Below are 26,721 nucleotides of genomic sequence, written 5' to 3' on the forward strand. Positions count from 1 at the left end.
GACTGAGAGACGTGATGCTCCCGCTCATACCGAGGAAGCTGCATGTCTCGCGCACTGAACCTGAGTGTACCCCAAGCCGATGTCGCCGCGATGTGCGCGCGCCACGGCGTGACGATCAGCGCGATCGAGGCGCTGCGCAGCGGCGGTACCCGCGTCGTGCTGATGAACCTGGATGACACGGCGGTGATCGCCAAGGCGTTCAAGTCGAAACTGATCACCGGCACCGTGGCGCGCGTGCCTCTGGTCGGCCGCATGGGGCGTTGACCGCTCCCTTCCCGACGCCCTCTCCATTTCCAAATCGATAAAGGAAAAGCCCGATGGCTGGATTTTCAGCAGCCGCCGCTCCTGCGGCGATCGACGCCCCTTCGCTCTACGACAAGCCGGCCAAGAACCGCTTCGCCAAGCGCCACAACCAGCCCAAGCTGTCGGCCGAACAGGCCGCCCGTCAGGGGCGTGCGGTGTCCGCCGCCTTGCGCTCCTTCTCCGGGGCCGGGGCCGGGGCCGCGATGGATTTCCTCAACGCCGATCATGACGGGCTCGGGCGGCCACTGGATCTGGCGATCGAGAGCGCAGCGGGGCTGATCGCGGTCGAGGAAGCGTTGGCGCGCCGGGCATCGGCGCAATCCTAGACTTCGACGCAATCACTTGCGTCGCGACGCTACGAAGAACGGGGCCATATGCATTCAGTAGAAGTCGTCGATACGGCGGAAATTCCCGGCGGCGGTCAACTCCGCCTGTTACGCTCGGGGCCGGAATATTCCATCCGGTTCGGCGAAGACGAACTGATGGGCAGCGAGGCACCGCAATCCGAACAGGCTCTGGCCACGCTCGCGCATCTGCACATGGGCACGCGACGGGACCGGGTGCTGATCGGCGGGCTGGGCATGGGCTTCACGCTGGGCGCGGCCCTCGCGGCGTTTCCGGACAGCACGAAGATCGTGGTGGCGGAACTGGTGCCGCAGGTCGTCACCTGGGCGAACGGGCCGCTCGCGCATCTGTTCGGCAATTATCTCACCAATCCGCGCGTGACGCTGGAAATCCGCGACGTGCACGACGTGATCGCGGAGGCGTCCGAAGGGTATGACGGCATCCTGCTCGATGTCGATAACGGCCCGGACGGCTTCATCCATGTCGCCAACGATCGGCTGTATTGCAATTGGGGCCTGCGATCGGCGCATGCCGCGCTCCGTCCGGGCGGGGTGCTGGCGATCTGGTCGGCCTATGACGACGATGCATTCGTCGGGCGGCTCGAGAATTCCGGCTTCGTCGTGGAACAGGCCAGCATTCCCGCCGTCTGCGGCCGCGATCGTACGCCGTACACGATCTGGCTGGCGTCCAAGCCGGAGTGATTCGATTGCCGCTCCGGTGGGGTCAAAGAAAAAGCCGCCGACCTTTCGGCCGGCGGCTCTTCCCCCCGTTTAACTGAAGAGGTTCAGGCGAACGAAACGGTCGTCGACACCTTGCGACGGCGCATCGCGCCACCGACCAGGCCGAAGCCCATCAGCATCATCGCCCAAGTTGCCGGCTCAGGCACTGCACCTGCGTTGGCGAAGCGAGTGTAGATCTGGCCGGTGCTGGTCAGGTAGGTCGAACCACGCGAGTCCAGAGCCAGGTTGTATCCGATCGCATCGAATGCCGCCAGGTCGAGCGCGGTAATATACCCCGTCTGACCGAAGCAGAACGTCGGGTCCATGATGCCGTTGCCGATGGCGCAGCCTGGGGTGTCCTTCCAGTGCGATGCCTGGTTGCCGTCACCGTTATAGTCGCCGGTCGAGAACGTGTTGCCGTACAATGCGGTCAGGCCGCCATCGATCGAGAAGTATTTGGTACCACCGATCGAAAGGTCCAGCACGGGCTGCGTGCCCGGCACCAGATTCGTCGGATCGATGCTGTAGCGGAACATGTCCAGCGCCGAGAAGACCGACGTCTGGTCGAAATTATACTGGTTGCCGGTTGTGGTGTTGCCGTTCGGACCAGCAAAATAGTCCAGATAATCGACGCCCGAGACGAAGCCCAGCGCGTGGCCGATTTCATGGATTGCCACGCCGATGAAATCGAACGTGTTCGCCGTGATGCCGTCGGTCGGATTGAAATCGAAGTTGAAGTTGGTGCTAAACTGCACCTGGCCGTCGAGCTGCTGCGTATTGGCCGCATCGTATACGGCGGTCCCGCCGATCGCCTTCACATTCGCCGTATTGAGATACAGCGTCTTGTTGTTGATGGAGTTGGCACCGGTCGTGGCGTTGTCGTAGCGCAGCGTGGCGGAATTGACGCCGAGGCCGCCGGCGTTCGAGCCATTGGTGATGAACGCGGCCGCGCCGTTGGTCAGCGTCGGCAGCACGATGCCGGTGTCGGTCGCCGAGTTGCTCTTGGTCGCGTTGACGCCAGCTTCCCAGTTCGCGACGCTGTAATCCATGCCCGAGCTGCCAGTGGAACCGATGATGCCCGTGCCGAGCGCCGCAGTACCAACGCCCAGCTTGATCGTGATGTTGTTCGTCAGCGTCGCGCCCCAATAGGCAGCTGCGATCTGGAAGCCCATGCGGAACTGCGCCTGCTGGGCTGCCGTGCCGGCGAAACCCTGATCGACCAGAACGATCGTCGCGGCGTTGGCGCCGCCGGTTGCGAGGGCGACCATTGCCGCGCCACCGCACAGAAGAGCTTTGAACTTCATATCGAATCCCCTTTTATTGCCCAACGACCCGCGGCCGCCGATTATGCATCCCGCGGATAGCTTTGCATGCTCTGTGCCAAGCCCGGGAATCCGCGAGGAAAACCAATAAGGGCGGGCAATTTTAACGCATTTGTAAGAAATTATTACAGACGTCGAAGCATGTTGACAGACGCTGTCGGCGACCTCCGCTGACGGTAACTGAACAGGCGATCGCGCGATGCCCGGCGCGCCCCCCGGAAAACGAAAAAGCCGCCGACCTTTCGGTCGACGGCCTTTCCCGATCGGCTTCGAAAAACGATCAGGCGAACGAGGTCTTCGTGCTGCGGCGGCGATAGCGGATCGACGCGCCCATCATCCCGAAACCGACGAGCATCATTGCCCAGGTAGCCGTCTCCGGAACCGCCGAAACAGCGCGCTGCCCGAGGACCAGATTGTTGACGGTTGCCCAGTAGGACGAGCCCGACACCGTTGCCTGAACCGTCAGCGACGAGAGAGCGCCCGTCGATACGAAGCCGAGGAACGTGGTCTGGGTCGGGCTGATCAAGGTCTGCGTCACCGTGCCGCTGGCGTCGGTTGCCGTGACGGTGATGCCCAGCGGGGCGGCCACGAACGTCCCGGCAGCGTTGCTGCCGAAGAAGAAGCCACCGGCTGCGCTCACGCCGCCCGTGAAGGCGTTGAAAGTGATGACCGCCGCGTTCGTGTCGTTCGACAGCCACGGATCCGCCGTGCTGCCGGCACCGTACAGAACGGTCGCCGAATCGCTGACCGTATAGCCATAAGCGCCCGCGGTGCGGGTCAGCGAGGCAGGCAGCGCTGCGCCCGGTGTGATGCCGGTGTTGAACGTGTCGGTGCCCAGCGCAGAGGTAGCGGCATTGAATGCCGCCAGCGTGGTGTAGACGGTGACCGTAGCATTCGCTGCGGTGGTGGTGGCGACGAGCGCGGCACCGGCAAGAAGCAGTTTGGCAAGACGCATGGATTTTCCCCTGTTATAAAGTGTCAGCGAATGTCCGTTGTCGAACTATTCACACATCACGAAGCACGTACCGTGCCAATCGATAGAATCCGCCGTTTATGAGATCCACGTCGGCCGAGTGTAAGCACGAGCGACGGGCAAGCCGGACACTATTCTCGTCGGTTGCTCTCGACACCATTGCGCCTGGCATCGACTTAACACCGGTTTAGTTCGGCATTATTTTCAATGCTCTTCCGTAACATTCACGACTTCGGCAAATGGCTCTTCGCCAGCTTTCGCGCGAGGGTGCGGCGATGCATGCCGAGCCGTCGCGCCGCTTCCGAGACGTTGAAATCCGCCTCGGCCAGCGCCTGGTGGATATGCTCCCATTCCAGCGTCTTGATCGAGGTCGGGCGCACCGCGAGATCGGCGGCGGCGTCCCCGTCCACCCGGCCGAAGGCGCGCTCGATATCGTCGCTGTCGGAGGGTTTGGTGAGATAGTTGGTCGCGCCGAGCTTGATCGCCTCGACCGCGGTGGAGATGCTGGCGAAGCCGGTGAGCACGACGATGCGCATCGCCGGATCGCGCGCATGCAGTGCCTGCACGCAGGTCAGCCCGGATGCCCCGCCGAGCCGCAGATCGACCACCGCGAAGCCGGGCACGAATTCCTCCAGCAGCGCGGACAGGCCAGCGGCGTCGTTCAGCGCGCGCACCTCGTACCCGCGCCGTTCGAACGAGCGGGTCAGCGTGCGGGCGAAGCCGGCATCGTCCTCGACGATCAGCAATCGGCGCAGGCCCGTCACGCCCCATCCTCCAGCGCGAGCGCGGCGAGCGGCACCGACAGCGTCACCTCCGCGCCGCGCCCATCCGCGTTGCGCACCACCACCGATCCGCCGAGCTTGCGCATCACGTTGACAGCCAGGAACAGGCCCAGCCCGGCGCCGCGCCGGTCCTTGCTCGATCGATACGGCTTGCCGACGCCCGCCAGCATTTCCGCCGGAAAGCCGCGCCCGTCGTCGCGCACCGTCAGCATCAGATCGCCGCCGGTGCGCTCGGCGATCAGGTCCACGCGGGTCGCGCCGGCCTCGGCGGCATTGTCGAGCACGTTGGTCAGGATTTGCGCGAGCGTGCGATCGGCAGCGATGACGCGGTCGCCGCCGAGCCGATCGATGAAGGTCAGCAGGTCCGGCCGCTGCGCCCGCCACTGCGCGACCACGCCGAGCAGGAACGCGCGCAGCGTCGTGCGTTCCAGATCCTCGCTGCGCGCCTCGCCCGAGGCGTAGAGGATGCCGCCGACGATCTCCTTGCACCGCGCCACCGCCGCCTGCATGTCGCCGATCTCCTCCGCGACACCGGCATCGGCGGCGAAGGCGGGCTGACGGCGCCAATCGCCCAGGATCACCGACAGCGACGACAAGGGTGTGCCGAGTTCATGCGCCGCGCCCGACGCGAGCAGCCCCATGCGCACGATATGATCCTCCTCCGCCGCGCGCTGGCGCATCTCGGCCAGGCTCGCGTCGCGCGTGCGCAGGTTGCGGCCGATGCGCGTGACGAAGAACACCAGCAGGACGGCGGCGAGGACGAAGTTGATCCAGCTCGCCAGCAGATGCACCGGCGACAGCGTGCTCGCCAATTCCGGCGGCAGGATCAGGTCGCGGTGATACAAAGCGAGCAATCCGAAAGCCGCGCTGTGCAGCGCGACCAGCGACCAGCTCGACCATGGCCGCAGCAACACTGCGCCGATCACCACCTGCAACAGGCCGATCGGGGCGAACGGATTGGTCGCGCCGCCGCTCATGTAGAGTTGCGCGGTCAGCGCCGCGAAATCGATCAGCATCGCGACGAACAATTCCCAATTCGCCACCTCCCGCCCGCGCACGAGCGCGACGAGGGTCGCCACATTGAGCGCGGCCAGCCCGCCGGCCACCGCGATCATCGGCCCGACCGGCAGGCTGACATGCATCAGGAAATGGACGACCATGATCGTGCCGACCTGCCCCAGCACCGCGATCCAGCGCAGATGCGTGAGCAGCAGCATGTTGCGCGTGCCCACCGCATCGGCGCTGCGCAGCGCCTGATCCCGCCAGTTGAAGATGCGCGCCTCGGCCATGCGCCCGACGTTAGGGCCGCCCGCGCCCGAACGCTATCCACAGGCTCGCCGCCGCGAGCATCGCGGCCATGACGAACCAGGTGAGCGCATATTGCAGATGGTTGTTGGCGAACGCGATCACCGTCAGCCCGCCGCGTGGTGATCCGGGTTCGGACGCCGCGTCGGCGTCGATGAAATAGGGGGCGGTGCTATTCAGGCCGCGCTTGGCCGAGATCGCCGCGACATCGCGCGAATACCAGCGGTCGGCGACCGGATCGTTGTGACGCAGGAAACCGCCGCCGGGTTCGCTGACGCGCAGCAGGCCGGTGATCGTCACCTCGCCCGATAGCCGTTGCCGCCTGATCTTGCCTTCGGGCGGCACGAAGCCGCGATTGACCAGTACGGTGAAGCCACGATCCGTCACCAATGGGGTCAGCACCCAATAGCCGGCACCTAGTGCGGTCGCCGCCTGCACCAGCGTCTCGCGACCTTCCGCGAACACACCGCGCACCTTCACCCGGGTATAGGCATCGTCGCGCCCGATCCGCTGCCATTCCGCCGGCCTCGGCGCGCTGATCGGCGCGGCGGCCAATCGGCGCTCCACCTGCGCGATCAGCGCCAGCTTCCAAGTACGCCGCTCGAGCTGCCACACGCCCAGCGCGATCAGCCCGGCGATCGCCAGCAGCGCAAGCGCTCCGGCGATCCAGCGCGTCACATCGCGCTCGTTTCGGTCGTCATCATGCCGGGCATCATGTTGAGGTTCATGTGGTGCATCACCCATAAAGACCCGACCAAGGCGATCGCGACCAGCACGATCGTGAAGATCAGCGCCATCATGTTCCAGCCGCCTTCCGACCGCGTATTCATGTGCAGGAAGTAGATCATGTGCACGATGACCTGCACCAGGGCGAAGGCCATGATGATCAGCGCCGTCACCTGCTTGTCGGCGATCGCGCCGCTCATCACCAGCCAGAACGGGATCGCGGTCAGCACCACCGACAGCGCGAAGCCGATCAGATAGGATTTGCGCGTGCCGTGGCCCGGCGCGTCATGATCGTGATCGTGATCGTGATCGTGATCGTGATCATGAGTATTGGCTGCGCTCATCTGAGGACTCCGAGCAGATAGACGAAGGTGAAGACGCCGATCCAGATGACGTCGAGGAAATGCCAGAACAGCGACAGGCACATCAGCCGGCGCTTGTTCGCCACCGTCAGCCCGAAACGCCCGACCTGCGCCATCAGCGTCACCAGCCAGACGATGCCGAGCGAAACGTGCAGCCCGTGCGTGCCGACCAGCAGGAAGAAGGACGACAGGAACGCACTACGCTGCGGCGTCGCGCCTTCATGGATCAACGCGGAGAATTCGTAGAGTTCGATGCCGATGAAGCACAGGCCGAAGAGTCCGGTGATCGCCAGCCACGCGAGCGTGTTGGTCTTGCGCTTTTCCTCCATCGCCAGCATCGCGAAGCCATAGGTGATCGACGACAGCAGCAGCATCGTCGTGTTCACCGCCACCAAGGGCAGTTCGAAAATCTCCCCCGGGGTCGGCCCGCCGGCATAGCTGCCGCCATACACGCCATAACAGGCGAACAGCATCGCGAAGATGAGGCAATCGCTCATCAGGTACATCCAGAAGCCGAGCATCGTGCTGCCGCCGGCCTCGTGATCGTGTTCGTCGGCGAGGTAGAAAACCTCACGGTCGTGGGCCGCGTGTGTCTGTGCCTGGGCTTGTGCCATGATCAGCCCTCCAGTGCCGCGAGGCTGCGGGTGCGCGCATCCTCGGACGTCACGATATCGTCGCGCGAAATGTGGAACTCGCGGTCGTAGTTGAAGCTGTGGTGGATCGCGACGCCGACGATGCCGATCAGGCCCAGCACGGCGAGCCACCAGACGTACCAGATCAACGCCACGCCACACACCGCGCTCAACACCGCCAGGAACAGGCCCGTCGGCGTGTTGCGCGGCATCAGGATCGCGCGGAAGCCGCTGGTCGGGCGTGCATGGTTGCGGCTCTTCATGTCGTACCACGCGTCGAGATCGTGGATCACCGGCGTGAAGGCGAAGTTGTACGCCGGCGGCGGCGAGCTGGTCGCCCATTCCAGCGTGCGCCCGCCCCACGGATCGCCGGTCGTGTCGCGCAGTCGATCGGTATTGCGATCGCGGATGCTGACATAGAACATGATCAGCTGCGACAGGATGCCGAGTGCGACCAGGAACGCGCCGAACGCCGCGATGATGAACCAGATCTGCAGGCTGGGATCGTCGAAGTGGCGCAGCCGGCGCGTCACGCCCATCAGCCCGAGGACGTAGAGCGGGGTGAAGGCGAACCAATAGCCCGAGACCCAGAACCAGAACGCGCACTTGCCCCAGAATTCATCGAGCTTGAAGCCGAACGCCTTCGGGAACCAGTAGGTGATGCCGGCGAACATGCCGAACACCACGCCGCCGATGATCACGTTGTGGAAATGCGCCACCAGGAACAGCGAATTGTGCAGCACGAAATCGGCCGGCGGCACGGCGAGCAGCACGCCGGTCATCCCGCCCACCGTGAAGGTCAGCATGAAGGCGATCGTCCACATCATCGGCAGTTCGAAGCGCACGCGGCCGTGATACATCGTGAACAGCCAGTTGAAGATCTTCGCACCCGTCGGGATCGAGATGATCATCGTCGTGATGCCGAAGAAGCTGTTGACGCTGGCCCCCGACCCCATCGTGAAGAAATGGTGCAGCCAGACGAGGTACGACAGGATCGTGATGACCAGCGTCGCATAGACCATCGAGGTATAGCCGAAGAGCCGTTTGTCGCTGAACGTCGAGGTGACTTCGCTGAACACGCCGAACGCCGGCAGGATCAGGATGTAGACCTCCGGATGGCCCCAGATCCAGATCATGTTCACATACATCATGGGGTTGCCGCCCATGGTGTTAGTGAAGAAGTGCGTGCCGAGATAGCGGTCGGCCCCGAGCAAGGCGAGCACCGCGGTCAGCACCGGGAAGGCGGCGACGATCAGGATGTTCGTGCACAGCGCCGTCCAGGTGAACACCGGCATCTTCATCATCGTCATGCCCGGCGCGCGCATCTTGACGATCGTCGCGACCAGGTTGATCCCGGACAACAAGGTGCCGACACCGGCGATCTGCAACGACCAGATATAGTAATCGACCCCCACGCTGGGCGACGCATCGATCCCCGATAGCGGGGCCATGGCGAGCCAGCCGGTGGTGGCGAATTCGCCGACGAACAGGCTCATCATCACGATCGCCGCTCCACACGCGGTCATCCAGAAACTGAAATTGTTGAGGAACGGGAAGGACACGTCGCGCGCGCCGATCTGCAGCGGCACGACGAAGTTCATCAGGCCGGTGACGAACGGCATCGCGACGAAGAAGATCATGATCACGCCGTGCGCGGTGAACACCTGGTCGTAATGGTGCGCGGGCAGATATCCGTCGTTCGCGCCGAACGCCATCGCCTGTTGCAGCCGCATCATGATCGCGTCGGAGAAACCGCGCAGCAGCATGATCAGGCCGAGGATCATGTACATCACGCCGATCCGCTTGTGATCCACGCTGGTGAACCACTCGGTCCACAGATAGCCCCACACCTTGTAATAGGTCAGCACCGCGACCAGCGCCGCACCGCCCGCCGCGACCGCCAGGAACGTCATGACGACGATCGGCTCGTGCAGCGGCAGCGCATCGAGCGTGAAGCGCCCGAACAGGATCTTGAGAAGCTCAGGGGACATGATCGGCCTTAGCGATGATCTGGGTGAGTGGCGGGATCGACGGGTGTGGAGGCGGCAGGCGGGCGGGCCGACTTGCCCAGCTCCTTCGGATCGCGGAGCAATGCGCCTTCCGTTTCGTTCGGCTGGGCATTGTCGTTGGCCGGTGCGGGCATGGCATGGCCCATCGTGCCGCCCATCTTGCCCTGCATGTCGTGCGCCATCGTCTCGGCCATGCATTGCGTGCCGGGCACGACGCACATCTGGACGATGCGATCGAACAGCTTCGGCTCGACCGAGGACCAGCGCAGAGCCGCGACGTTTTCGCTCGGCCGTTCGATCGCGCGGTAGGCTTTTGCATCGATCAGCCCGCCGCCGGTCCTGGTGCGCGCCACCCAGCTATCGAAGCCCGCGTCGCTGGTCCCGGTGACGGCGAACTTCATGCCCGAGAATCCGGCACCGCTATAATTGGCGGAGAAGCCCTCGAACCGTCCAGCCTTGTTCAGCACCGCGTGCAGCTTCGTCTCCATGCCCGGCATGGCGTAGATCTGACCGGCGAGCGCAGGGATGTAGAAGGAGTTCATCACGTTGCTGGCAGTGATGCTGAAGCGCACCTCGCGGTTCAGCGGCAGCACCAGCTGGTTGATCGTCGCGACGCCCTGTTCGGGATAGATGAACAGCCATTTCCAATCGAGCGCGACGACCTGAACCTCCAGCGGCTTGGCATTCGCCGCCACCGCCTGGCCCGGCGCGATCCGGCCCAGCCGGCGATAGGGATCGAGCGTGTGCGTGCTGATCCAGGTGATCGCGCCCAAGGCAATGACGATCAGCAACGGCGCGGCCCAGATGACCAGTTCCAGCCCCGTGGAATGATCCCAGTCCGGCTTGTGCTCGACCGCCTTGTTCGATGCGCGATAGCGCCAGGCGAACAAGACGGTCAGCGCCATCACGGGGATGATGATCAGCAGCATCAACCCGGTCGAGACGAGCAGGATGTGCGCCTGTTGCCGCGCGACATCGCCGGCGGGATCGAGCACCTGCATGCCGCATCCGCCGAGCGCGAGGAGCGCCAGTGGCGCGATGGTGCCCGCAAGACTGCGGCGAAGGCGGTTCGAGAACATCGTCGCCGCCTACGCCTGCACCCCGTGCATCGCGATTGGACAATTTGTCCTATGCCCATCCGCGTCGATCCCGCGCTACAAGGCAGGATCGAATTCAAGGACGGAACCCGCCGGATGGCCACCAACGCATCCTCGACCCAGATCGAGCAAGATGCCCGCGCGATCAACTCGCACGGCGATCATCAGGTGCATCCCGGCGAGATCGCGATCGGCGTGATCATCGGGCGCACGTCGGAATTCTTCGACTTCTTCGTCTATGCCATCGCCTCGGTCCTGGTCTTCCCGCAGATCGTGTTCCCTTATCTTGACCGTTTGACCGGTACGCTCTGGTCGTTCGCGATCTTCGCGCTGGCGTTCATCGCCCGGCCGATCGGGTCGCTGATCTTCATGGCGGTCGATCGCAATTACGGGCGTGGGATCAAGCTGACGATCGCGTTGTTCCTGCTCGGCACCTCCACCGTCGCGGTCGCGTTCCTGCCCGGTTACGCTCAGGTCGGCGCACTGTCGGCGGCGATCCTGTGCGTGCTGCGCATCGGCCAGGGCATCGCGCTCGGCGGCGCCTGGGACGGGCTCGCCTCGCTGCTCGCGCTCAACGCGCCGGAAAAGCATCGCGGCTGGTATGCGATGATCCCGCAACTCGGCGCGCCGCTCGGCCTGATCGTGGCGAGCGGGCTGTTCGCCTATTTCCTCGCCAATCTGTCGTCGGCGGATTTCCTCGACTGGGGCTGGCGCTATCCGTTCTTCGTCGCCTTCGCGCTCAACGTGGTGGCATTATTCGCGCGCCTGCGCATGGTCGTCGCGCCGGAATACGACACCCTGTTCCGCAACCGGGAATTGCAGCCCTCGCGCGTCACCGCGACGATCCGGTCGGACGGGTGGAAGATCGTCGTCGGCGCCTTCGCCCCGCTCGCCAGCTTCGCGCTATTCCACATGGTCACGGTGTTCCCGTTATCGTGGGTGGTGCTGTTCACCGCCGAGACCGCGCCGCGCTTCCTGATGGTCGAGATCGTCGGCGCGACCGTCGGGCTGATCGCGATCGTCAGTTCGGGCCTGTTGGCGGATCGCTACGGCCGCCGCTCGGTGCTCGGCGTCTCGGCGGCGGCGATCGCGGTGTATAGCGGCTTCGCCCCGCAATTGCTCGACACGGGCGAGGTCGGCGCGGCAGCGTTCATGATCATCGGCTTCGCGCTGCTCGGCCTGTCGTTCGGGCAATCCTCGGGCGCGGTGGCGTCCAGTTTCTCGACCGAATCGCGCTATACCGGATCGGCTTTGGTCTCGGATCTGGCATGGCTGTTCGGCGCGGGCTTCGCACCTTTGGTGGCGCTGCTGCTGGCGACGCGGCTTGGGCTGCTGGCGGCCGGGCTGTACCTGCTGTCGGGCGCGATCGGGACGCTGGTGGCGCTGGGTGTGAACAAGAACCTCGCCGGTCGCTAGTCCCGATACCGCAACGCCTCCACCAACAGCGAAAACGCCGCCGAAGGCTGACGCCGGCTCGGATAATACAAATGATAGCCCGGAAACGACGGGCACCATTCCTCCAGCACGCGCACCAGCCGGCCGTCGCGCAGATGCTCGCTCACCGCGCTTTCCATCACGAAGCCCAGCCCCAGCCCGCTCGCCGCCGCGCGTACGATCATCGTCGAATTGTTGCAGGCGAACTGCCCCTCGACGCGCACGCGCAGTTCGCGATCGCCCTGCTCCAATTCCCAGGCGTACAGCCCGCCCGAACTCAGCATGCGCAGATTGATGCAATTGTGCGCCGCCAGATCCTGCGGCGTCAGCGGCGCGGGATGCCGCGCGAAATAGTCCGGCGACCCCACCACCGCCATCGTCATGTCCGGGCCGATCCGCGCCGCGACCATGTCCCGCGCCAGCGCCTCGCCCAGCCGCACCCCGGCATCGAAGCGATCGGTCACGATATCGGTCAGGCTGGAATCGATGCTCAGTTCTACCTGCACGTCAGGATAGGCCGGCAGGAAGCGTTCGAGCGCCGGCCACAGGATCGTCGTCGCGGCATGTTCCGACGTGGTGATGCGGATCGTGCCCGTCGGCCGATCGCGCAGATCGCCGAGCGACATCAGCTCCGCCCCGATACTGTCGAATGCCGGGCCGAGCGTGGCGAGCAATCGCTCGCCCGCGATCGTCGGCGCGACGCTGCGGGTGGTGCGCGTCAGCAGCCGCACGCCGAGCCGGGTCTCCAGCCGTCGCACCGTATGGCTGAGCGCGGATTGCGACGTGCCCAGCCGCGCCGCCGCCCGCGTGAAGCTGCGCGCCTCCGCCACGGCCATGAAGGCATTCAGGTCGACCAGGTCTTCACGCTGCATCGGCCGACCCTAGAGGGCGTTCCCACCTTCGTCACCCCGGACCTGTTCGGGTGCTGTGCTCCGTATTCGTCATTCCCGGGAAGGCGGGAATCCATACTGGCACACTTATCCCTCCTTAAAGCGACCGGAGAGATTATGGATCCCCGCCTGCGCGAGGACGACGATAGAGCGGCTTCCCCATGAACATGATAATCATTCGCAACAATATTGAAATCGCCGCGCGATCCCGCTAGGCGGCGGACGTGACTCGCCACGAACCCATCACGGTGCCGCCGCCGCGCAAACCGAAACGCAAATGGCGCGGCTGGTGGCTAAAGCAGTTACACACCTGGCACTGGATGAGCGCCGCCGTCTCGCTGATCGGGATGCTGCTGTTCGCAATCACCGGCATCACGCTCAATCATGCCGCATCGATCAACGCCACGCCGGTCGTGGCCGACAAGGCCGGCACGCTGCCGCCCGAACTCCTGATCCAGTTGAAGACGCCCGCCGCCAGCGATGCCCCCCTGCCCGCGCCGGTTGCCGCTGCCGTGAAGCAGGCGGTGGGCCTCGATCCCGCCGGCAAGCCCGGCGAATGGTCCGATGCCGAAGTCTATGTCGCCCTGCCCCGCCCCGGCGGCGACGGCTGGGTCAGCATCGATCGCACCAGCGGCCGGATTACGTCAGAAAAGACCGATCGCGGCTGGATCGCCTATCTCAACGATCTGCATAAGGGCCGCAATTCCGGCGCGGCGTGGAGCTGGTTCATCGACATCTTCGCGGGCGCGTGCGTGCTGTTCACGCTGACCGGGCTGTTGTTGCTGCAACTCCATGCGCGACACCGCCCGACGACCTGGCCGATCGTCGCCGCCGGGCTGGTCGTGCCGGTGCTGCTCATCATCCTCTTCATCCACTAAAAAGGGACAAGCCGTCATGCGTGCATCTAAACTGGTTTTGTTGGGCGGCGTGCTGGCGTCGCCGGCGATGGCGGGCACCATCACCGTCACGATTCCCGCGCAGAAGGTCGCCGAATATCACCGGCCCTATGTGGCGATCTGGCTCGAACCTGTCGGCGGCGGCGCTGCGCGCACGATCGCGCTCTGGTACGAGAACAAGAAGACCGGCAAGGATGCGGGCACGAAATATCTCGCCGATCTGCGCGCATGGTGGCGCAAGGGCGGCCGATCGATGACGGTGCCGGCCGACGGCGTCAGCGGCGCGACCCGCGCGCCCGGCCAATATAACGTGGCGCTGCCCGCCAACATCAAGCCTGGCCAGTACGTGCTGAACGTCGAGGCCGCGCGCGAAACCGGCGGGCGCGAACTCATCACCCTGCCGCTCACCGTCCCCAACCCCGCCGCGCGCGGCTCCGGCAAGGCCGAGCTCGGCGCCGTCACCGTTTCCGCCCGCTAAGAGGACCGATCCCCATGAAGCGCATCACCACTCGCCTGCTCGCCGCCGTCGCCTTGGTCTCGGTGCCCGCGATGCTTTCCGCCCACCGCATGTGGCTGCTGCCCTCGGGCACCGTCTTCTCCGGCCCCGACGCCTGGGTGACGATCGACGCCGCTGTGTCGAACGACCTGTTCTTCGCCGATCATCAGCCGCTGCGGCTCGATGGCGTGAAGGTGTGGCAGCCCGACGGCAGCGAGGGCAAGCTGCAGAACCCGTCGACCGGGCGCTACCGTTCGGTGTTCGATATCGAACTCGACAAGCCCGGCACGTGGAAGGTCGGCACGGGCATGTCGAACGTGATGGGCAGCTTCAAGGTGGACGGCGTCGAGAAGCGCGTCGGTGGCCGTGGCGGCCCGCCGCGCCCGGGCATGCCGGCACCGTTGAGCGTCGCCGACATTCCCGCCAACGCCACCGACGTGAAGATCGCCGAGGTATCGATGCGCAACGAGGTGTTCCTCACCACGGGCGAACCGACGACGACCGTGTTCGCGACGACCGGCAAGGGCCTGGAATTCGCCCCCGTCACGCACCCCGACGAACTGGTCGCGGGCGAGACGGCGAAGTTCAAGTTCCTGATCGACGGCAAGCCCGCCGCCGGCCTGAAGGTGACGGTGATCCCCGGCGGCAAGCGCTATCGCAATGCCGAAGGCGCGGTGGAATTGACGACGGGCGCGGACGGCGTGCTCAGCGTGAAATGGCCGACCGCCGGCATGTACTGGCTCAACGCCACCGCGACCGACGCCAAGACCACCACCCCGCGCGCGACCGAGCGGCGGATGAGCTACATCACGACGCTGGAAGTGCTGACGCCGTGAGGCCTCAACAATTGCCGTCATGCTGAACTTGTTTCAGCATCCAGGCGCGGTCAGTTGACCCAATGAAGGTGTCCGTTTGGCGAAAGACCGCGCCTGGATCCTGAAACAAGTTCAGGATGACGTTAGATATGGAGCGGCGCAGAATCATTCGCGAGATAATCATGCCGAATGATCCTGAGCCAAGAGTCGCCCTGCCCGCGTCGATCTCCCCGGCGGCGTTCGTCGGGCTCGATTCCGCCGCAGCGATCACCGATCTCGGCGGCGAGACGATGGGGACGGGCTGGACCGTGCGCGCCGTCCTGCCACCGGGGCTGACAACGGCGGAGGTTCACGCCGCGATCGTTGCGCGGCTGGACGGCATCGTCGCAGAGATGAGCCATTGGTCGCCGACCTCGCTCCTCTACCAGTTCAATCGATCGCCCGGTGGACACTGGACAATGCTGCCGCCTGATTTCGCGCACGTCATGTCCGTGGGGCTCGCGATCGCGGAAGCCACTGGCGGCGCATTCGATCCCGCGATCGGCCGACTGGTCGATCTGCACGGCTTCGGTCCCGTGCCGGCCGATCGTGCGCCGATCGCGGCGGAGATTGATGCGGCACTCGGGATATCGGCCTGGCACCGGCTGACCTTCACGCCTGCCGATCGCCGCCTGCGTCAGCCCGGCAGCCTGTCGCTCGATCTGTCCGGCATCGCCAAGGGTCATGCGGTGGATGCCGTCGCCGACCTGCTTGGCGCAACGGGCATCGCCCACGCACTGGTCGAGATCGGCGGCGAATTGGTTGGGCGCGGCGTGCGGCCGGATGGTCAGCCGTGGTGGGTCGATCTCGAAGTCCCGCCCGGCCAGACGCTCGCGCCGATGCGGGTCGCGCTGCACGGTCTGGCGGTAGCGACCTCGGGCGATTACCGGCGCGGGAGCCACACGATCGATCCACGCACCGGCTGGCCCACCGCCAACGGCGTAGTTTCGGCGAGCGTGATCCACGCCTCCGCACTGGCTGCGGACGCATGGGCGACGGCGCTTACGGTGTTGGGGGCGGATTATGGGATTGCGCTGGCCCACGAACAGGGCATTGCGGCGCGTATCGTGACGGTGTGCGATGGCACCACCGCAGAGCACATATCACCGGCGCTGGCTGCGATGCTGGTAGAGGATTGAAACTCTCCCACCTGCCCTCACCCACCTCCGTTCGCCCTGAGCCCGCCGGGCACCCACGAAAGTAGTACTTTCGTGGGACCTTGGCCGAAGGGCGTGTTCGGGGCACGTGCTTCGACAAGCTCAGCACGAACGGTGTAAGGAAAGCCGCTTACGAAAACAGGCTCTGACCCACCTCCCCATCATGCGCACCAAGATCTTCTTCGACGGCGGCTGCCGCCCCAATCCCGGCGCGATGGAGATCGCGGTGGTGATCGCCGGGCAGGCGCATGTCGTGCGCGATCTCGGTTTCGGCACGAGCATGGACGCGGAGTGGCTCGCGTTGATCCACGCGCTACGCCTCGCGCGGGAACGGGCACTGACCGATTTCGTCCTGCTCGGCGATTCCGCCGCCGTGATCGGGCAGGCCAATGCCACGGTCAAATGCCGGGGTGCCGGCCTGAACCACATGCCGGCGTTCCGCGCACTCGCCGACCCGCCACCGCTGGTCCGCTACATCAAGCGGACGCAGAACCTCGCCGGAATCGCGCTCGACCGCCTGCACGACCGCTGATCGTGCAGACGGTCGTTCGGGCTCACCGCCCGACCGAGGCCATCAACTGCTCGGGATAACGCGCGCCCTCGACATCGATGTCGGACAGCGCGCCGGCGATCTCGCCCAGATCGGCATCGCTCAGCACGAGATTGGCCGCCGCGATATTCTCCTCGAAACGATGCAGCTTGGTCGTGCCCGGGATCGGCACGATCCACGGTTTCTGCGCGAGAATCCACGCCAAGGCGACCTGCGCCGGCGTCGCCTCCTTGTCGCCCGCGATCCGCTTGAGCAGGTCGATCAGCACCTGGTTCTTGTCCATCGCCTCGGGCGTGAAGCGCGGCAGGGTCTTGCGGAAATCACCCTCGCCGAACTGCGTGTCCTTGCTCATCGCGCCGGTCAGGAAGCCACGGCCGAGCGGGCTGAACGCGACCAGAGCGATGCCCAGTTCCTCGCACGTGTCGAGGATGCCGTTGCTTTCCACGTCGCGCGTCCACAGCGAATATTCGTTCTGCGTCGCGCTCACCGGCTGCACCGCATGCGCCCGGCGCAACGTCTGCGCGCCGGCTTCGGACATGCCGAAATGGCGCACCTTGCCCGCCGCGATCAGATCCTTGACGGTCCCGGCGACGTCCTCGATTGGCACGTTGGGATCGACGCGGTGCTGATAAAACAGATCGATTGTATCCACGCCGAGCCGCTTGAGCGAGGCATCCGCCACCGCCCGGATATGCTCGGGCCGGCTGTTCGTGCCGACATTCTTGCCATCGACGATGTCGAAGCCGAATTTGGTCGCGATCGTCACCCGGTCGCGCACCGGGGCCAGCGCTTCGCCGACGATCTCCTCGTTGGTGTACGGGCCGTAAACTTCGGCGGTGTCGAAGAACGTCTCGCCGCGTTCCACCGCCTGGCGGATCAGCGCGATGCTCTGGTCGCGGCCGAGCGCCGGGCCGTACGCGAAATCGAGCCCCATGCAGCCGAAGCCGATCGCCGAAACCTCCGGACCGTTCCGTCCCAATTTGCGCGTCTGCATGGCCATGTCTCCTGTATCGTGTTGCGATGCTCGGGAGATAGGGGTGCGACGACCACGCCATTAGGCCGCGCAATTGGCATGCCGTCATATCCGGCATTCATCAATGTGGTGGGAAGCTCGGTCTATTCGGCCGTGACCGACGCGCTCAACGCCTTGATCGCACCATAGCCTTTGGCGTTCGGATGCACGCCGTCCAGCGTCATCGCCGGCTGCATCGCGCCGTCCGGCGTCGCCAGCAGCGCATGATAATCGACATAGGTCGCGCCGATCCGGGCCGCATAATCCTTCAGCCACGCGTTCAGCGCGCGCACCTGCGGCTCAGGGGCCAGCGCAGGCCGCCACGGGAATTTCAACGCCGGCGGCACGGAGGCGAGCACGACGCGGATATGGTTCGCCTTCGCTAACGTCACCATCGCGACGATGTTGTTCTGCACGTCCTCGAGTCTCTGCGGCCCGGTATTGCCGGCAATGTCGTTGGTCCCGGCCATGATGTGCACCATCGCCGGGCGCAACGCGATCACATCCCCTTGAAATCGCAGCAACATCTGCGCGGTCGTCTGCCCGCTGACGCCCCGATTGATCCGCCCGCCGGTAAAGAATTCGGGATCGGCCAGCCGCCAAGCCTCGGTAATCGAATCGCCCATATAGACGACACGACGCTCCCACTGCGGCAACTTCGCCACCTTCCGATTATCCGCCCGATAATGGCACAGATCTGCCCAGTCGCGGCCCTTCATCGCGTCCTGCGCCGCCTTGTACGCCGCCATATCGGCGGCCGGCGGCGGCATCGGTTTCCCGGCCAGCAGAGAACGAAAATAATCGATCATCGATGACGGCATGAAAGGAACGCCAATACACGGATCGGCGACGATGCCGACGGGCGCACTATCCTGCGCCAGCGCCGGCGCGGCAATCAACGCGGCGGCAAAGACCAGCCGCCGCACGTTCATGTCGCCTGGTCTCGCTCGCCCTTGCGCGCGGCACAGGTCGCGATGAAACCAGCCGCCATGAAGGTCGCCATCCGCGCCTTCACCGCGGCGAAATCGTCCGACCGGCACAAGCCGTGCGACAATTTGTCGATCCGCCCGGTGCGCGCCAGCGTCAGCATCAGCGCGCCGGTGACGAAGTGGTAGCCCCAGAACAGGTCCTCCTCCGCGCAATCGGGCAATGCCTGTTTCAGCAAACCGATCAGCCGCAGCACGACCACGTCGAAATGCGTGTCCATCAACTCCGCCCCCCATTCGGGCGTATTGCTCATCAACGCACCGAGCGCACCGTAGCGCCGCCAACCATCGTCGGACTGGCTGTAGAGATCGAGATCGGTGTCGAGATAGGCATGCAGCGCACCCTCGACCGTGGGCTTGCCGTCGCACTCCTGCTCATAGGCGGCAAGCGCCGCCATCCGCCGCTCGGTCGTGATCGGCGCGCGGCGCGCGACCACCGCGTCGAACAGCGCCTTCTTGTCGTCGAAATAATAATGCAGCAGCGAGGTGTGGACGCCGACGCGCTTGGCGACGTCCTTCAACGTCACGCCGTGCAGCCCGCCTTCGGAAAACAGATATTCGGCGGCGTCGAGAATCTGTTCGAGACTCTCGGCGCGCTGTTCGGCCTTGGTCCGCCGGGGTTTCTCCGCAATCTTGGTCATCGATCCTCCGTCGGCGGGCGGGGCGATCATATCGCGCTGCAGCGAAATTGGCACGAGACAAATCACTTAGGCGTGTCGAGCGGCGATGACGCCGCCCGACACGCCCGATCCGGGATCAGAACGTCTTGGTGACGCGGATGCCGTACTGGCGCGGTGCCGCCGCGAGGCGACGGATGCCGTTCAGCGAGCCGATATAATGCTGGTCGGTCAGGTTGGTGCCGTATCCCGCGATCGACCAGTCGCCGCGCATCGCCAGGGTCAATTGCGCGTTCAGGATGTTGCGCTCGCCCAGATAGTCGCCGAGCTGCCGCTGCTGGAACAACGTACCCCAGACGCCCGAGATGTGCGCGAAATCGACCCGCGGCGTGAGCGTGATCCCGTCGCGGACGGGGATCGCATATTGCGCACCGGCGCTTACCGTGAACTGCGGCGAATAGCTCTGGCGACGGCCGCCGAGATTGATGCAGCCCGCCGCCGTCGCCGGACCGGACGCGGCATCGCAGACGCCGGTCGTCGCCAGCCGCGGATCACGCGCGAAGAACTGGCCGACTTCGGAATGCGAAATCGAGGTCGAGAAATCGAACTGGAAACGATCGAACGATCCTTGTGCCGACGCTTCGAAACCATAGAGCTTGGTCGCGTTCGGAACGTTGAAGATCGAGGTGTAGTTCGGCGTCATCGGGTCGACGATCGTGACCTGGAAATTCTTGTAATGGTTGTAATAACCGCCGATCTGCGTGCGCAGATGGCCGTCGAACAACGTGCCCTTGTAGCCCAGTTCGTAATCGGTGACCTTCTCGGGCACGAAGCCGCGCGGGGTCGCGCCGAACAGATTGGCGCCGTTCAGACCACCCGCTTTGGTGCCGGTGGCGACGAAGGCGTAGAGGAAATTGTTGGCATCGACCGTCCAGTTCAGCGCGACCTTGCCATCGACATTCTTGTTGGCGTTGAAATCGTGCTGGGTCAGCGTGACGGGCACATTCGTCGCACCGCCGAAGTTTAGCTGGATCGGATACGTCACGTCGTTGCGCGAGGTCGTCCGCGACCAGCGGCCGCCGACGGTGAGTTGCAGCGCATCCGTCAGCTTGTAGCCGACCTGCCCGAACGCGGCGAGCGCGGTGTGCGGGTTGGTGCCTTCGATCCTGAGCGAGCGCAGCACGCCGGTGGCATTGATCGCGACGTAACCGTTGCCGACCGGGAAATCATATTTGTCGTGCTGGTAATAGCCGCCGACCAGCCAGGTGAACCGGCCGCTGTCGGGCGAAACGATGTTCAGTTCCTGCGAGAAGATCTTCTCGTTGGCAAAATCCTGGAAGGTGTTGCTCGCCGTGCTGGTGCCGTCCGCGTCCAGCTCCTCCTGCGTCGTGCCCTTCTGATAGCCCGAGATCGAGCGCAGCGTGAGGCCGCTGTCGAACGTGTAGCTGAGGTTGGCCGAGATGCGGCCAAATTCGTCCTGGCCGGATAGCGGCGCATTGCTGGTGACGATGAACGGATCGCTGGTGTTCAGCGTCGGTGCCGCCGCCGTGCCGAAATAGGCCGGCGTGTTCGGGAAGCCACCGTAATTGACCTTGTTGTAATCGCCCTTGATCAGCAGGCGGACGTGCGTGTCCGGCTGCCACAACAGGCTGGCGCGGCCGCTGATCGAATCCAGGTCGCCCGGGTTGCCGGTCCACGGGCCGGTGACCTTGAAGAAGGTGTCGCGGCGTTCGTAATTGCCGGCGAAGCGAAGCGCCAGTGTGTCGCTGATCGGCAGGTTGATCGCGCCCTGCACCTTGGCATCGTTGTAATTGCCGTATTGCGCTAGCGCATAGCCCTTCACGCGATCGGTCGTGGGATTGGTTTCGGTGATGAACACCGCACCACCGGTCGCGTTGCCGCCTGCGAACGTGCCCTGCGGCCCGCGCAGCACTTCGACCGAAGCAAGATCGTAATAGGGTTCGGTCTGGAAATAGCCGGGGAACGTCGCGACGCCATCGCGGTAGGTGACGACGCCGACGCCGACCGAGCTGGTGATCTCGGTCTTGCCGATGCCGCGGATGTTGAAGCTGTTGGCCTGTCCCGAGGTGTTGACGGTCAGCGACGGCGTGGCGAACTGAAGCTGCTCGACCGTGTTGATGCTCTTGCGCACCAGATCCTCACCGGTCAGCACGCTCGCCGCGACGCCGGAGCGCTGCAGGCTGGTGGAGCGGCGTTCCGCCGTGACGACGATTTCCTGCGACCGATCGTCGCTGCCCGTCGCCGCTGCGGTAGGGTCGGTGGTCGGAGCGTTTTGTGCGTGTGCCGCGCCGCTCGTCATACCGGCGCTGATCAATGCGGCAGCCGATACGGACAGCCAGAAACCCGTCTTCATGGAACCCTCCCAAAATGTCGCACTCTCGGGTGCGTGATGTTGGAGATACAGCAATCCGCGGCCGCGTCAACGTTCATTCATTTTATAATCAGGATTATTTTGGAGTGTGGCGGTGGGGCCACAAACCACATCTGCTTTTTGGTATCGCTTGGCGGTTTTATCCTTCGGCGTCTGATGACGTGAGGTTAAACCATCCCCTCTCCGTTCGTTCTGAGCCTGTCGAAGGATGTGTTCCAAGCGCAGCCGGAGAGTGTGGAACATGTGCTTCGACAGGCTCAGCACGAACGGTTCTGTCTGAAGTCATGGCGCTCAAACACGATAGGTCGTCATCCCCGCGAAGGCGGGGATCCATAGGCTTCGACGCCGTTTCGAAAACGAGACGCAAGCCAGTATGGATTCCAGCCGCCGCGGGAATGACGGATACTTGTCGCAAGGCTGCGATCCATGTGCCGTGTCGGGATCTTGCCCGGCCTCAGCCGAACTCGGCGCGCAGGGCTTTCTTGTCGATCTTGCCGGTGAAGGCGAGCGGCATGCGCGCCACGCGGATGATCTCGTCGGGCATCCACCAGCGTGGCACGCGGCCGTCGAGCGCGTCCGACAATTCGACATCGCTGATCGACTGGTTCTGCCGTTCCTCCATCACGAGCACCGGACGTTCGCCCCATTTCGCGTGCACGCGCCCAACCACCGCGACCAGCCCGACCGCCGGCAACGCGCCGACGATCGCCTCGATCTCGCCCGGGTTGATCCATTCGCCGCCGGACTTGATCAAATCCTTTGATCTCCCGGTGATGGCGAGGTTGCCGCGATCGTCGATGATCGCGAGATCGCCGGTATCGAACCAGCCCTCGGCATCCGTCGCCGGTTCGTCGTGCCCGAAATAGCGCTCGACCACGCTCGCACCCTTCACCTGCAACCGCCCCTCGACGCCGCGTTGTTCGGGCAACGCCGCCCCTTCGACATCGGCGACGCGTAGGTCGACACCCACTGGCGGGCGGCCCGATTTACCCGACAGGCGGGGCACCGCAGTGGCCGGCGCAACGGTGCCGATCGGCGACAATTCGGTCATCCCCCAGCTCGTCTGCACCGTGACGCCGAGGCGCCATTCGATCCGGTCCATCAACGCCTGCGGCACGGGCGATCCCCCGAGCAGCACCCGTTCGAGCGACGGTAGTTCACCGCCCGTGGCATCGAGATGGTCGATCAGGGCGAGCCACACTGTCGCCACGCCGATCGCGATCGTCACCTTCTCGCGCGCGATCAGTTCGGCCAGGCTTGCGCCGTCATTGTGCCGACCCGGCAGCACGAAACGTGCTCCCACCGCTGGCGCGGCGAACGGCAGACCCCAACCATTGGCATGGAACATCGGCACGGCGGCCAGCACCACGTCGCGCGCGCCCAAACCCATCATGTCGGCCTGCAGTACGTTGAGCGTCATCAGATAGTTCGAACGATGCGTGTAGGTGACGCCCTTTGGCGCGCCGGTCGTGCCGGAGGTGAAGCACAGGCCGGCTTCGGCATTCTCGTCGAACCCGCCCCACGCCGCATCCGTGCCGAGCGTGTCGATCAGATCCTGTTGCGTCCAGACGCGCGCGCCGTTCACCGTCGGCAGCGCCAGCCCCGCCCCGCCCGGCTCATCCAGCACCAGCAAATTTTCGATACTCGGGCATGCCGCGAGCAGGTCCTCGGCGAGCGCCGCCTGATCCGGGCTGATCGCCAGCACGCGATCGTCCGCCTGCCGCACCATCACGGCCAATTGCTCCACGCCGATGCGCGGGTTGAGCGTATGGCACACGACGCCGATACCGAGCGCCGCGTACCAGCATTCCATATGTGCCTGGCTGTTCCAGGCGAGCGTCGCGATCCGGTCGCCAAGTTTCAGGCCGATTGCGGCGAAGGCACCGGACAGCAATTTGCTGCGCTCGCGGAGTGCAGCATAATCCACTCGCCCGACCGGAGCGCCCGCGCCGCCACCCGTGACCACTTCGGTCTGCGGATGCCATTTCGCGGCATGATCGATGAACTTGTCGAGGGTAAGCGCGTAAGGTTGCATCGTCAGTTCGCCACGATGCGGGCCGGCAAGCGGCGTGGGATCTTCATGCGATATCTCCGGCGGCATCCTCGCGGCGCAAGGCGCGGGCGAGGATCAGGAACAGAATGATGGCGAGGATGTAGAACGGCACCAATGTGTAGAAGGCCAATTGCAACGGATTGCCGTGGCCGGCCGCGCGGAACCAGTCGCTCGCCGCGCCCAGCCAGGTCGGGCCGAAGCCGAGGCCGATGAGGTTCATGACCAGCAGCAGCAGCGCCCCGGCCAAAGTCCGTTGGTTGGCCGGCACAGAATTCTGCACCAACGCCACCGCTGGCGAGAGATAGAAATAGTTCAGGAAGGTCGGCCCGGCGAGGAACAGCATCGCGATCGGCCAGCTCGGCGCATGGACGAAGCCGATGAAGAACGGCACTGCCAACGCAAGGCCCACCGCCGGGATCAGCGCATAAGCGGTGCGCGTTTTCGACGTCAGCCGATCGAGCAGCCAGCCGGAGAAATAGATTCCGGCGCTCACCCCGATGCCGAGCAGCAGCGCGTACCAGATCGCCACCTCACCCAGCGTCATGCCCTTTTCGCGCATCAGAAACAGGGTGGTGAAGTTGAGCGTGGCATAAGTGACGAATTGCGTCGCGCCGGATGCCAGCGCGACGAGGATCAGGATCGGACGCGTGAAGAACGCGCGCGCCGCCTGGCCGAAGCGCACCTTCTCCTCGTCCACCGCCGGCACATGAGCCGGAACCGGGTCGCTCGCCCCGCGCTTCGGTTCGCGCACGATCAGCCACACCGCGACCGCCGCGAAGATTCCTACGATGCCGAGCGACACGAACGCGGTGCGCCAGTCGTAGCGTGCGGCGATCGTGGCGCCAAAGGCGACGCCCAGCGCCTGCCCGATCGGCGGCCCGAGGTTGAACAGTCCGAGCGCGCGGCCGCGCTGATCGATCGCGAAATAATCCGAGATGATGGAATAGGATGGCGGCACGCCCCCCGCCTCGCCGACGCCGACCGCCATCCGCGCCATCACCAGTTGCGGATAGCTCGCCGCCATGCCGCACGCGATCGTCGCGGCGCTCCAAAGCGCGCAGGCGATGCTCAGCACGCGCACCCGGTTGCCGCGATCCGCCATCCACGCGACGGGGATCGAAATGAAGCAATAGAAGACCGCGAAATACAGCCCGCCGAGCCGCCCGAGTTGCCCGTCGGTGACGTGCAGATCGTCCTGGATCGGCTTGGCGAGGATCGACAGCAACTGCCGGTCGAGGAAATTCAGCACATAGACGAAGCACAGAATCGCCAGCACGAACCATTTGTAGGTCTGCTTGCCCCGCTCCGTCGCCGAGCCGGATCGCGCCGTGTCGCCCGCCATCGCGCCGCTTGTCATCGATCCTGCCCCTGAAAATGCTCCACGCTCTAACGGCGTGCGATGCCCTGCATGGCACCGTCAAGGCGCCTTTGTCAATATTCACTAATTATCTAGTGAATATCATTTTGTTCTGATAGGTGACTTAAGTGAGCCGGACAAAACCGGCCACGAATGGGAGAGCGATGGATGGGCGTATTGCGCCGATTTCCGGTCACGCTGCACGGCTTTTGCGCCGTGCCGCTCCTGCTCGTCGCCTGTTCTCCGCACACCCCCGACTCGCAAAAATCGCAAGCCGTGAAGGTCGTTCCCGCAGCGCAACCCGCTGCGCCGCGGTCCACCCCGTCCCCAGTTCCGCGCGCGTCACCGACCGCTGCACCACCGGCCCGCATGGCACCGCGCAAGACCTTCACCGATCCGCCACTGCCGCCGGAATTGCGCGACGATGGCGGCCTCACACCACTGCCCCCGCCGCCACCCAAGCCATAAAAGGAGGAGAGGAATGATGACCCACGATATACCGAAGATCATGCGACGCATCCTGCAACTGCTAGCACTGCTGATCGCCATCCTGACCGTCACCGGCACCGCGCAGGCCGCGCCGTGCGCGACCAACTGCCTGAAGCCGGGCGACTATCGCATCGTCACGCTGTCGGGCGGCCTGCCGCGATCCTATCTGATTCACGTGCCCGTCAGCTATACCGGCAACACCGCCGTGCCGCTGCTGCTCGATCTGCACGGCTTCACCAGCTACGGCGCGGACGAGCGCAAATATTCCGGGCAGTTGCAGCAATCCGACCAGCGCGGCTTCATCGCGGTATGGCCGGATGGCATCGCACTCAGCTGGAATGCCTATGGCTGCTGCGCGGCGGGCGATGCGGCGAACGTGGACGACGTCGGTTTCCTGCGCTCGGTGATCGTGGCGATGAAGGGCCGCGCGAATATCGATGATACGCGCGTGTTCGTCACCGGCATATCGAACGGCGGCGGCATGGCGCAGCGCATGGCGTGCGAGGCGGCCGATCTGGTCCGCGCCGTCGCCTCCGTATCGTTCCCGCTCAACACCAACACCTGCCGCCCGGCCAAGCCGATCGGTGTGACCGAGATCGCCGCCACCGGCGACGCGACCATCTCCTATTACGGTGGATCGTCGTCGCTGCCGCCGCTGCCAGACGACACCGCCGGCGTGCCGCTGGGCGTGCAGGGCGCACGCGAAAGCCTCGCCGAATGGAAGCAAATCGACCATTGCAGCGACGATCTGACCCGCACCCAGCTTCTGCCCGACGTCCGCGTGGAAGAGTATCGCACGTGCGACGGCGGCGTGCGCCATGGTCTGGTCACGGTGATCGGCGGCAAGCACGTGCTGTACAGCAACTATGTCGGGCTGGGGTATACCGGCGACTATGTCGCGCCGATCGATGTCGCCAGCTACATCTGGCAGAACGTGTTCAACCTTTGATCATCTAACTTATT

At 64.8% G+C, this 26,721-nt stretch carries 27 protein-coding genes; 11 read left to right on the forward strand and 16 right to left on the reverse strand.

What is annotated here, in order from left to right; genetic code table 11:
- The first annotated feature begins 42 nt into the window (after positions 1-42).
- The 3 genes from U1738_RS09270 to U1738_RS09280 are packed head-to-tail and all read left to right on the forward strand — an operon-like array spanning position 43 to position 1,349.
- Complete coding sequence (locus U1738_RS09270) at positions 43-264, forward strand: hypothetical protein (protein WP_332788763.1); 222 nt, start codon at positions 43-45, stop codon at positions 262-264.
- Between the two features lie 53 nt (positions 265-317).
- Positions 318-629 (forward strand): hypothetical protein, encoded by a 312-nt coding sequence (locus tag U1738_RS09275; protein ID WP_332788764.1) that lies wholly within the window; start codon positions 318-320, stop codon positions 627-629.
- Positions 630-677: 48 nt separating this feature from the next.
- Positions 678-1,349, forward strand: coding sequence for a spermidine synthase family protein (locus U1738_RS09280; RefSeq protein ID WP_332788765.1), 672 nt, complete (start codon positions 678-680; stop codon positions 1,347-1,349).
- An 83-nt stretch (positions 1,350-1,432) separates the two neighbouring features.
- Here the strand turns inward: U1738_RS09280 and U1738_RS09290 are convergent, their stop codons facing one another.
- From U1738_RS09290 to cyoA, 9 genes are all read right to left on the reverse strand, one after another.
- Positions 1,433-2,671: an NF038122 family metalloprotease gene (locus tag U1738_RS09290; RefSeq protein ID WP_443026997.1), complete on the reverse strand. Its 1,239-nt coding sequence runs from the start codon at positions 2,669-2,671 to the stop codon at positions 1,433-1,435.
- Positions 2,672-2,969: 298 nt separating this feature from the next.
- Entirely contained in the window at positions 2,970-3,644 is a 675-nt protein-coding gene (locus U1738_RS09295; RefSeq protein ID WP_332788766.1) for a PEPxxWA-CTERM sorting domain-containing protein, read from the reverse strand.
- A 242-nt stretch (positions 3,645-3,886) separates the two neighbouring features.
- Positions 3,887-4,426, reverse strand: a complete 540-nt coding sequence (locus U1738_RS09300) for a response regulator transcription factor (protein WP_332788767.1) — start codon at positions 4,424-4,426, stop codon at positions 3,887-3,889.
- Positions 4,423-5,733 (reverse strand): ATP-binding protein, encoded by a 1,311-nt coding sequence (locus U1738_RS09305; protein WP_332788768.1) that lies wholly within the window; start codon positions 5,731-5,733, stop codon positions 4,423-4,425. Before U1738_RS09305 ends, U1738_RS09300 begins: the two co-directional genes overlap by 4 nt.
- A gap of 10 nt (positions 5,734-5,743) precedes the next feature.
- Entirely contained in the window at positions 5,744-6,427 is a 684-nt protein-coding gene (locus U1738_RS09310) for an SURF1 family protein (protein ID WP_332788769.1), read from the reverse strand.
- Complete coding sequence (gene cyoD, locus U1738_RS09315) at positions 6,424-6,819, reverse strand: cytochrome o ubiquinol oxidase subunit IV (protein ID WP_332788770.1); 396 nt, start codon at positions 6,817-6,819, stop codon at positions 6,424-6,426. Before cyoD ends, U1738_RS09310 begins: the two co-directional genes overlap by 4 nt.
- Complete coding sequence (gene cyoC, locus U1738_RS09320) at positions 6,816-7,451, reverse strand: cytochrome o ubiquinol oxidase subunit III (RefSeq protein ID WP_332788771.1); 636 nt, start codon at positions 7,449-7,451, stop codon at positions 6,816-6,818. Before cyoC ends, cyoD begins: the two co-directional genes overlap by 4 nt.
- Positions 7,452-7,453: 2 nt before the next feature.
- Positions 7,454-9,460, reverse strand: coding sequence for a cytochrome o ubiquinol oxidase subunit I (gene cyoB / locus U1738_RS09325; protein WP_332788772.1), 2,007 nt, complete (start codon positions 9,458-9,460; stop codon positions 7,454-7,456).
- An 8-nt stretch (positions 9,461-9,468) separates the two neighbouring features.
- Complete coding sequence (gene cyoA, locus U1738_RS09330; protein WP_332788773.1) at positions 9,469-10,557, reverse strand: ubiquinol oxidase subunit II; 1,089 nt, start codon at positions 10,555-10,557, stop codon at positions 9,469-9,471.
- A 114-nt stretch (positions 10,558-10,671) separates the two neighbouring features.
- On the opposite strand from cyoA, the gene U1738_RS09335 reads away from it, so the two are divergent.
- Positions 10,672-11,991, forward strand: coding sequence for an MFS transporter (locus tag U1738_RS09335; protein WP_332788774.1), 1,320 nt, complete (start codon positions 10,672-10,674; stop codon positions 11,989-11,991).
- Here the strand turns inward: U1738_RS09335 and U1738_RS09340 are convergent.
- Positions 11,988-12,881: a LysR family transcriptional regulator gene (locus U1738_RS09340; RefSeq protein WP_332788775.1), complete on the reverse strand. Its 894-nt coding sequence runs from the start codon at positions 12,879-12,881 to the stop codon at positions 11,988-11,990. The two genes, U1738_RS09335 and U1738_RS09340, sit on opposite strands and share 4 nt — an antisense overlap.
- Before the next feature lie 242 nt (positions 12,882-13,123).
- On the opposite strand from U1738_RS09340, the gene U1738_RS09345 reads away from it, so the two are divergent.
- The 5 genes from U1738_RS09345 to U1738_RS09365 all read left to right on the forward strand — a co-directional run bounded on the left by U1738_RS09345 (position 13,124) and on the right by U1738_RS09365 (position 16,834).
- On the forward strand, positions 13,124-13,777 hold the full coding sequence (locus tag U1738_RS09345) for a PepSY-associated TM helix domain-containing protein (protein WP_443026998.1): 654 nt from the start codon (positions 13,124-13,126) through the stop codon (positions 13,775-13,777).
- A 16-nt stretch (positions 13,778-13,793) separates the two neighbouring features.
- The gene (locus U1738_RS09350) at positions 13,794-14,273 is read left to right on the forward strand and encodes a DUF2271 domain-containing protein (protein WP_332788776.1); all 480 of its coding nucleotides are present in this window, start codon (positions 13,794-13,796) and stop codon (positions 14,271-14,273) included.
- 14 nt (positions 14,274-14,287) lie between these two features.
- Positions 14,288-15,127 (forward strand): DUF4198 domain-containing protein, encoded by an 840-nt coding sequence (locus U1738_RS09355; protein WP_332788777.1) that lies wholly within the window; start codon positions 14,288-14,290, stop codon positions 15,125-15,127.
- A gap of 161 nt (positions 15,128-15,288) precedes the next feature.
- The gene (locus tag U1738_RS09360) at positions 15,289-16,284 is read left to right on the forward strand and encodes an FAD:protein FMN transferase (protein WP_332788778.1); all 996 of its coding nucleotides are present in this window, start codon (positions 15,289-15,291) and stop codon (positions 16,282-16,284) included.
- 181 nt (positions 16,285-16,465) lie between these two features.
- Positions 16,466-16,834 (forward strand): reverse transcriptase-like protein, encoded by a 369-nt coding sequence (locus U1738_RS09365; RefSeq protein ID WP_332788779.1) that lies wholly within the window; start codon positions 16,466-16,468, stop codon positions 16,832-16,834.
- Positions 16,835-16,856: 22 nt separating this feature from the next.
- Here U1738_RS09365 and U1738_RS09370 read toward each other — a convergent pair whose 3' ends face one another.
- The 6 genes from U1738_RS09370 to U1738_RS09395 form a co-directional block, all read right to left on the reverse strand.
- Positions 16,857-17,846 (reverse strand): aldo/keto reductase, encoded by a 990-nt coding sequence (locus U1738_RS09370; protein WP_332788780.1) that lies wholly within the window; start codon positions 17,844-17,846, stop codon positions 16,857-16,859.
- 122 nt (positions 17,847-17,968) lie between these two features.
- The gene (locus tag U1738_RS09375; protein WP_332788781.1) at positions 17,969-18,790 is read right to left on the reverse strand and encodes a GDSL-type esterase/lipase family protein; all 822 of its coding nucleotides are present in this window, start codon (positions 18,788-18,790) and stop codon (positions 17,969-17,971) included.
- Between the two features lie 2 nt (positions 18,791-18,792).
- A complete protein-coding gene (locus U1738_RS09380; RefSeq protein ID WP_332788782.1) occupies positions 18,793-19,491 on the reverse strand; it encodes a TetR/AcrR family transcriptional regulator in 699 nt (232 codons plus the stop codon).
- Between the two features lie 115 nt (positions 19,492-19,606).
- Positions 19,607-21,841 (reverse strand): TonB-dependent receptor, encoded by a 2,235-nt coding sequence (locus U1738_RS09385; protein WP_332788783.1) that lies wholly within the window; start codon positions 21,839-21,841, stop codon positions 19,607-19,609.
- A 472-nt stretch (positions 21,842-22,313) separates the two neighbouring features.
- A complete protein-coding gene (locus U1738_RS09390; protein WP_332788784.1) occupies positions 22,314-23,894 on the reverse strand; it encodes an AMP-binding protein in 1,581 nt (526 codons plus the stop codon).
- A gap of 43 nt (positions 23,895-23,937) precedes the next feature.
- Positions 23,938-25,269 carry a spinster family MFS transporter gene (locus U1738_RS09395; protein WP_332788785.1) on the reverse strand — a complete coding sequence of 444 codons (1,332 nt, stop codon included), beginning with the start codon at positions 25,267-25,269 and terminating at the stop codon, positions 23,938-23,940.
- A 168-nt stretch (positions 25,270-25,437) separates the two neighbouring features.
- Here U1738_RS09395 and U1738_RS09400 point away from each other — a divergent pair, with 168 nt between their 5' ends.
- Positions 25,438-25,737 carry a hypothetical protein gene (locus tag U1738_RS09400; protein WP_332788786.1) on the forward strand — a complete coding sequence of 100 codons (300 nt, stop codon included), beginning with the start codon at positions 25,438-25,440 and terminating at the stop codon, positions 25,735-25,737.
- Positions 25,738-25,753: 16 nt separating this feature from the next.
- Positions 25,754-26,707, forward strand: coding sequence for a CE1 family esterase (locus tag U1738_RS09405; RefSeq protein ID WP_332788787.1), 954 nt, complete (start codon positions 25,754-25,756; stop codon positions 26,705-26,707).
- Positions 26,708-26,721 lie beyond the last annotated feature (14 nt).

It is taken from the genome of Parasphingomonas caseinilytica, assembly GCF_036663755.1.
GTDB lineage: Bacteria > Pseudomonadota > Alphaproteobacteria > Sphingomonadales > Sphingomonadaceae > Sphingomonas.

What these genes read in the sequence shown, in the direction of transcription:
- U1738_RS09280 (WP_332788765.1), top strand. Translation starts at nt 678, where the DNA reads ATGCATTCAGTAGAAGTCGTCGATACGGCGGAAATTCCCGGCGGCGGT.
- U1738_RS09350 (WP_332788776.1), top strand. Translation starts at nt 13,794, where the DNA reads ATGCGTGCATCTAAACTGGTTTTGTTGGGCGGCGTGCTGGCGTCGCCG.
- U1738_RS09380 (WP_332788782.1), bottom strand. Translation starts at nt 19,491, where the DNA reads ATGACCAAGATTGCGGAGAAACCCCGGCGGACCAAGGCCGAACAGCGC.
- U1738_RS09360 (WP_332788778.1), top strand. Translation starts at nt 15,289, where the DNA reads ATGCCGAATGATCCTGAGCCAAGAGTCGCCCTGCCCGCGTCGATCTCC.
- U1738_RS09305 (WP_332788768.1), bottom strand. Translation starts at nt 5,733, where the DNA reads ATGGCCGAGGCGCGCATCTTCAACTGGCGGGATCAGGCGCTGCGCAGC.
- U1738_RS09390 (WP_332788784.1), bottom strand. Translation starts at nt 23,894, where the DNA reads ATGCAACCTTACGCGCTTACCCTCGACAAGTTCATCGATCATGCCGCG.
- U1738_RS09275 (WP_332788764.1), top strand. Translation starts at nt 318, where the DNA reads ATGGCTGGATTTTCAGCAGCCGCCGCTCCTGCGGCGATCGACGCCCCT.
- U1738_RS09365 (WP_332788779.1), top strand. Translation starts at nt 16,466, where the DNA reads ATGCGCACCAAGATCTTCTTCGACGGCGGCTGCCGCCCCAATCCCGGC.
- U1738_RS09405 (WP_332788787.1), top strand. Translation starts at nt 25,754, where the DNA reads ATGACCCACGATATACCGAAGATCATGCGACGCATCCTGCAACTGCTA.
- cyoA (WP_332788773.1), bottom strand. Translation starts at nt 10,557, where the DNA reads ATGTTCTCGAACCGCCTTCGCCGCAGTCTTGCGGGCACCATCGCGCCA.
- U1738_RS09370 (WP_332788780.1), bottom strand. Translation starts at nt 17,846, where the DNA reads ATGCAGACGCGCAAATTGGGACGGAACGGTCCGGAGGTTTCGGCGATC.
- cyoD (WP_332788770.1), bottom strand. Translation starts at nt 6,819, where the DNA reads ATGAGCGCAGCCAATACTCATGATCACGATCACGATCACGATCACGAT.
- cyoB (WP_332788772.1), bottom strand. Translation starts at nt 9,460, where the DNA reads ATGTCCCCTGAGCTTCTCAAGATCCTGTTCGGGCGCTTCACGCTCGAT.
- U1738_RS09270 (WP_332788763.1), top strand. Translation starts at nt 43, where the DNA reads ATGTCTCGCGCACTGAACCTGAGTGTACCCCAAGCCGATGTCGCCGCG.
- cyoC (WP_332788771.1), bottom strand. Translation starts at nt 7,451, where the DNA reads ATGGCACAAGCCCAGGCACAGACACACGCGGCCCACGACCGTGAGGTT.
- U1738_RS09400 (WP_332788786.1), top strand. Translation starts at nt 25,438, where the DNA reads ATGGGCGTATTGCGCCGATTTCCGGTCACGCTGCACGGCTTTTGCGCC.
- U1738_RS09335 (WP_332788774.1), top strand. Translation starts at nt 10,672, where the DNA reads ATGGCCACCAACGCATCCTCGACCCAGATCGAGCAAGATGCCCGCGCG.
- U1738_RS09290 (WP_443026997.1), bottom strand. Translation starts at nt 2,671, where the DNA reads ATGAAGTTCAAAGCTCTTCTGTGCGGTGGCGCGGCAATGGTCGCCCTC.
- U1738_RS09385 (WP_332788783.1), bottom strand. Translation starts at nt 21,841, where the DNA reads ATGAAGACGGGTTTCTGGCTGTCCGTATCGGCTGCCGCATTGATCAGC.
- U1738_RS09355 (WP_332788777.1), top strand. Translation starts at nt 14,288, where the DNA reads ATGAAGCGCATCACCACTCGCCTGCTCGCCGCCGTCGCCTTGGTCTCG.
- U1738_RS09295 (WP_332788766.1), bottom strand. Translation starts at nt 3,644, where the DNA reads ATGCGTCTTGCCAAACTGCTTCTTGCCGGTGCCGCGCTCGTCGCCACC.
- U1738_RS09395 (WP_332788785.1), bottom strand. Translation starts at nt 25,269, where the DNA reads ATGACAAGCGGCGCGATGGCGGGCGACACGGCGCGATCCGGCTCGGCG.
- U1738_RS09340 (WP_332788775.1), bottom strand. Translation starts at nt 12,881, where the DNA reads ATGCAGCGTGAAGACCTGGTCGACCTGAATGCCTTCATGGCCGTGGCG.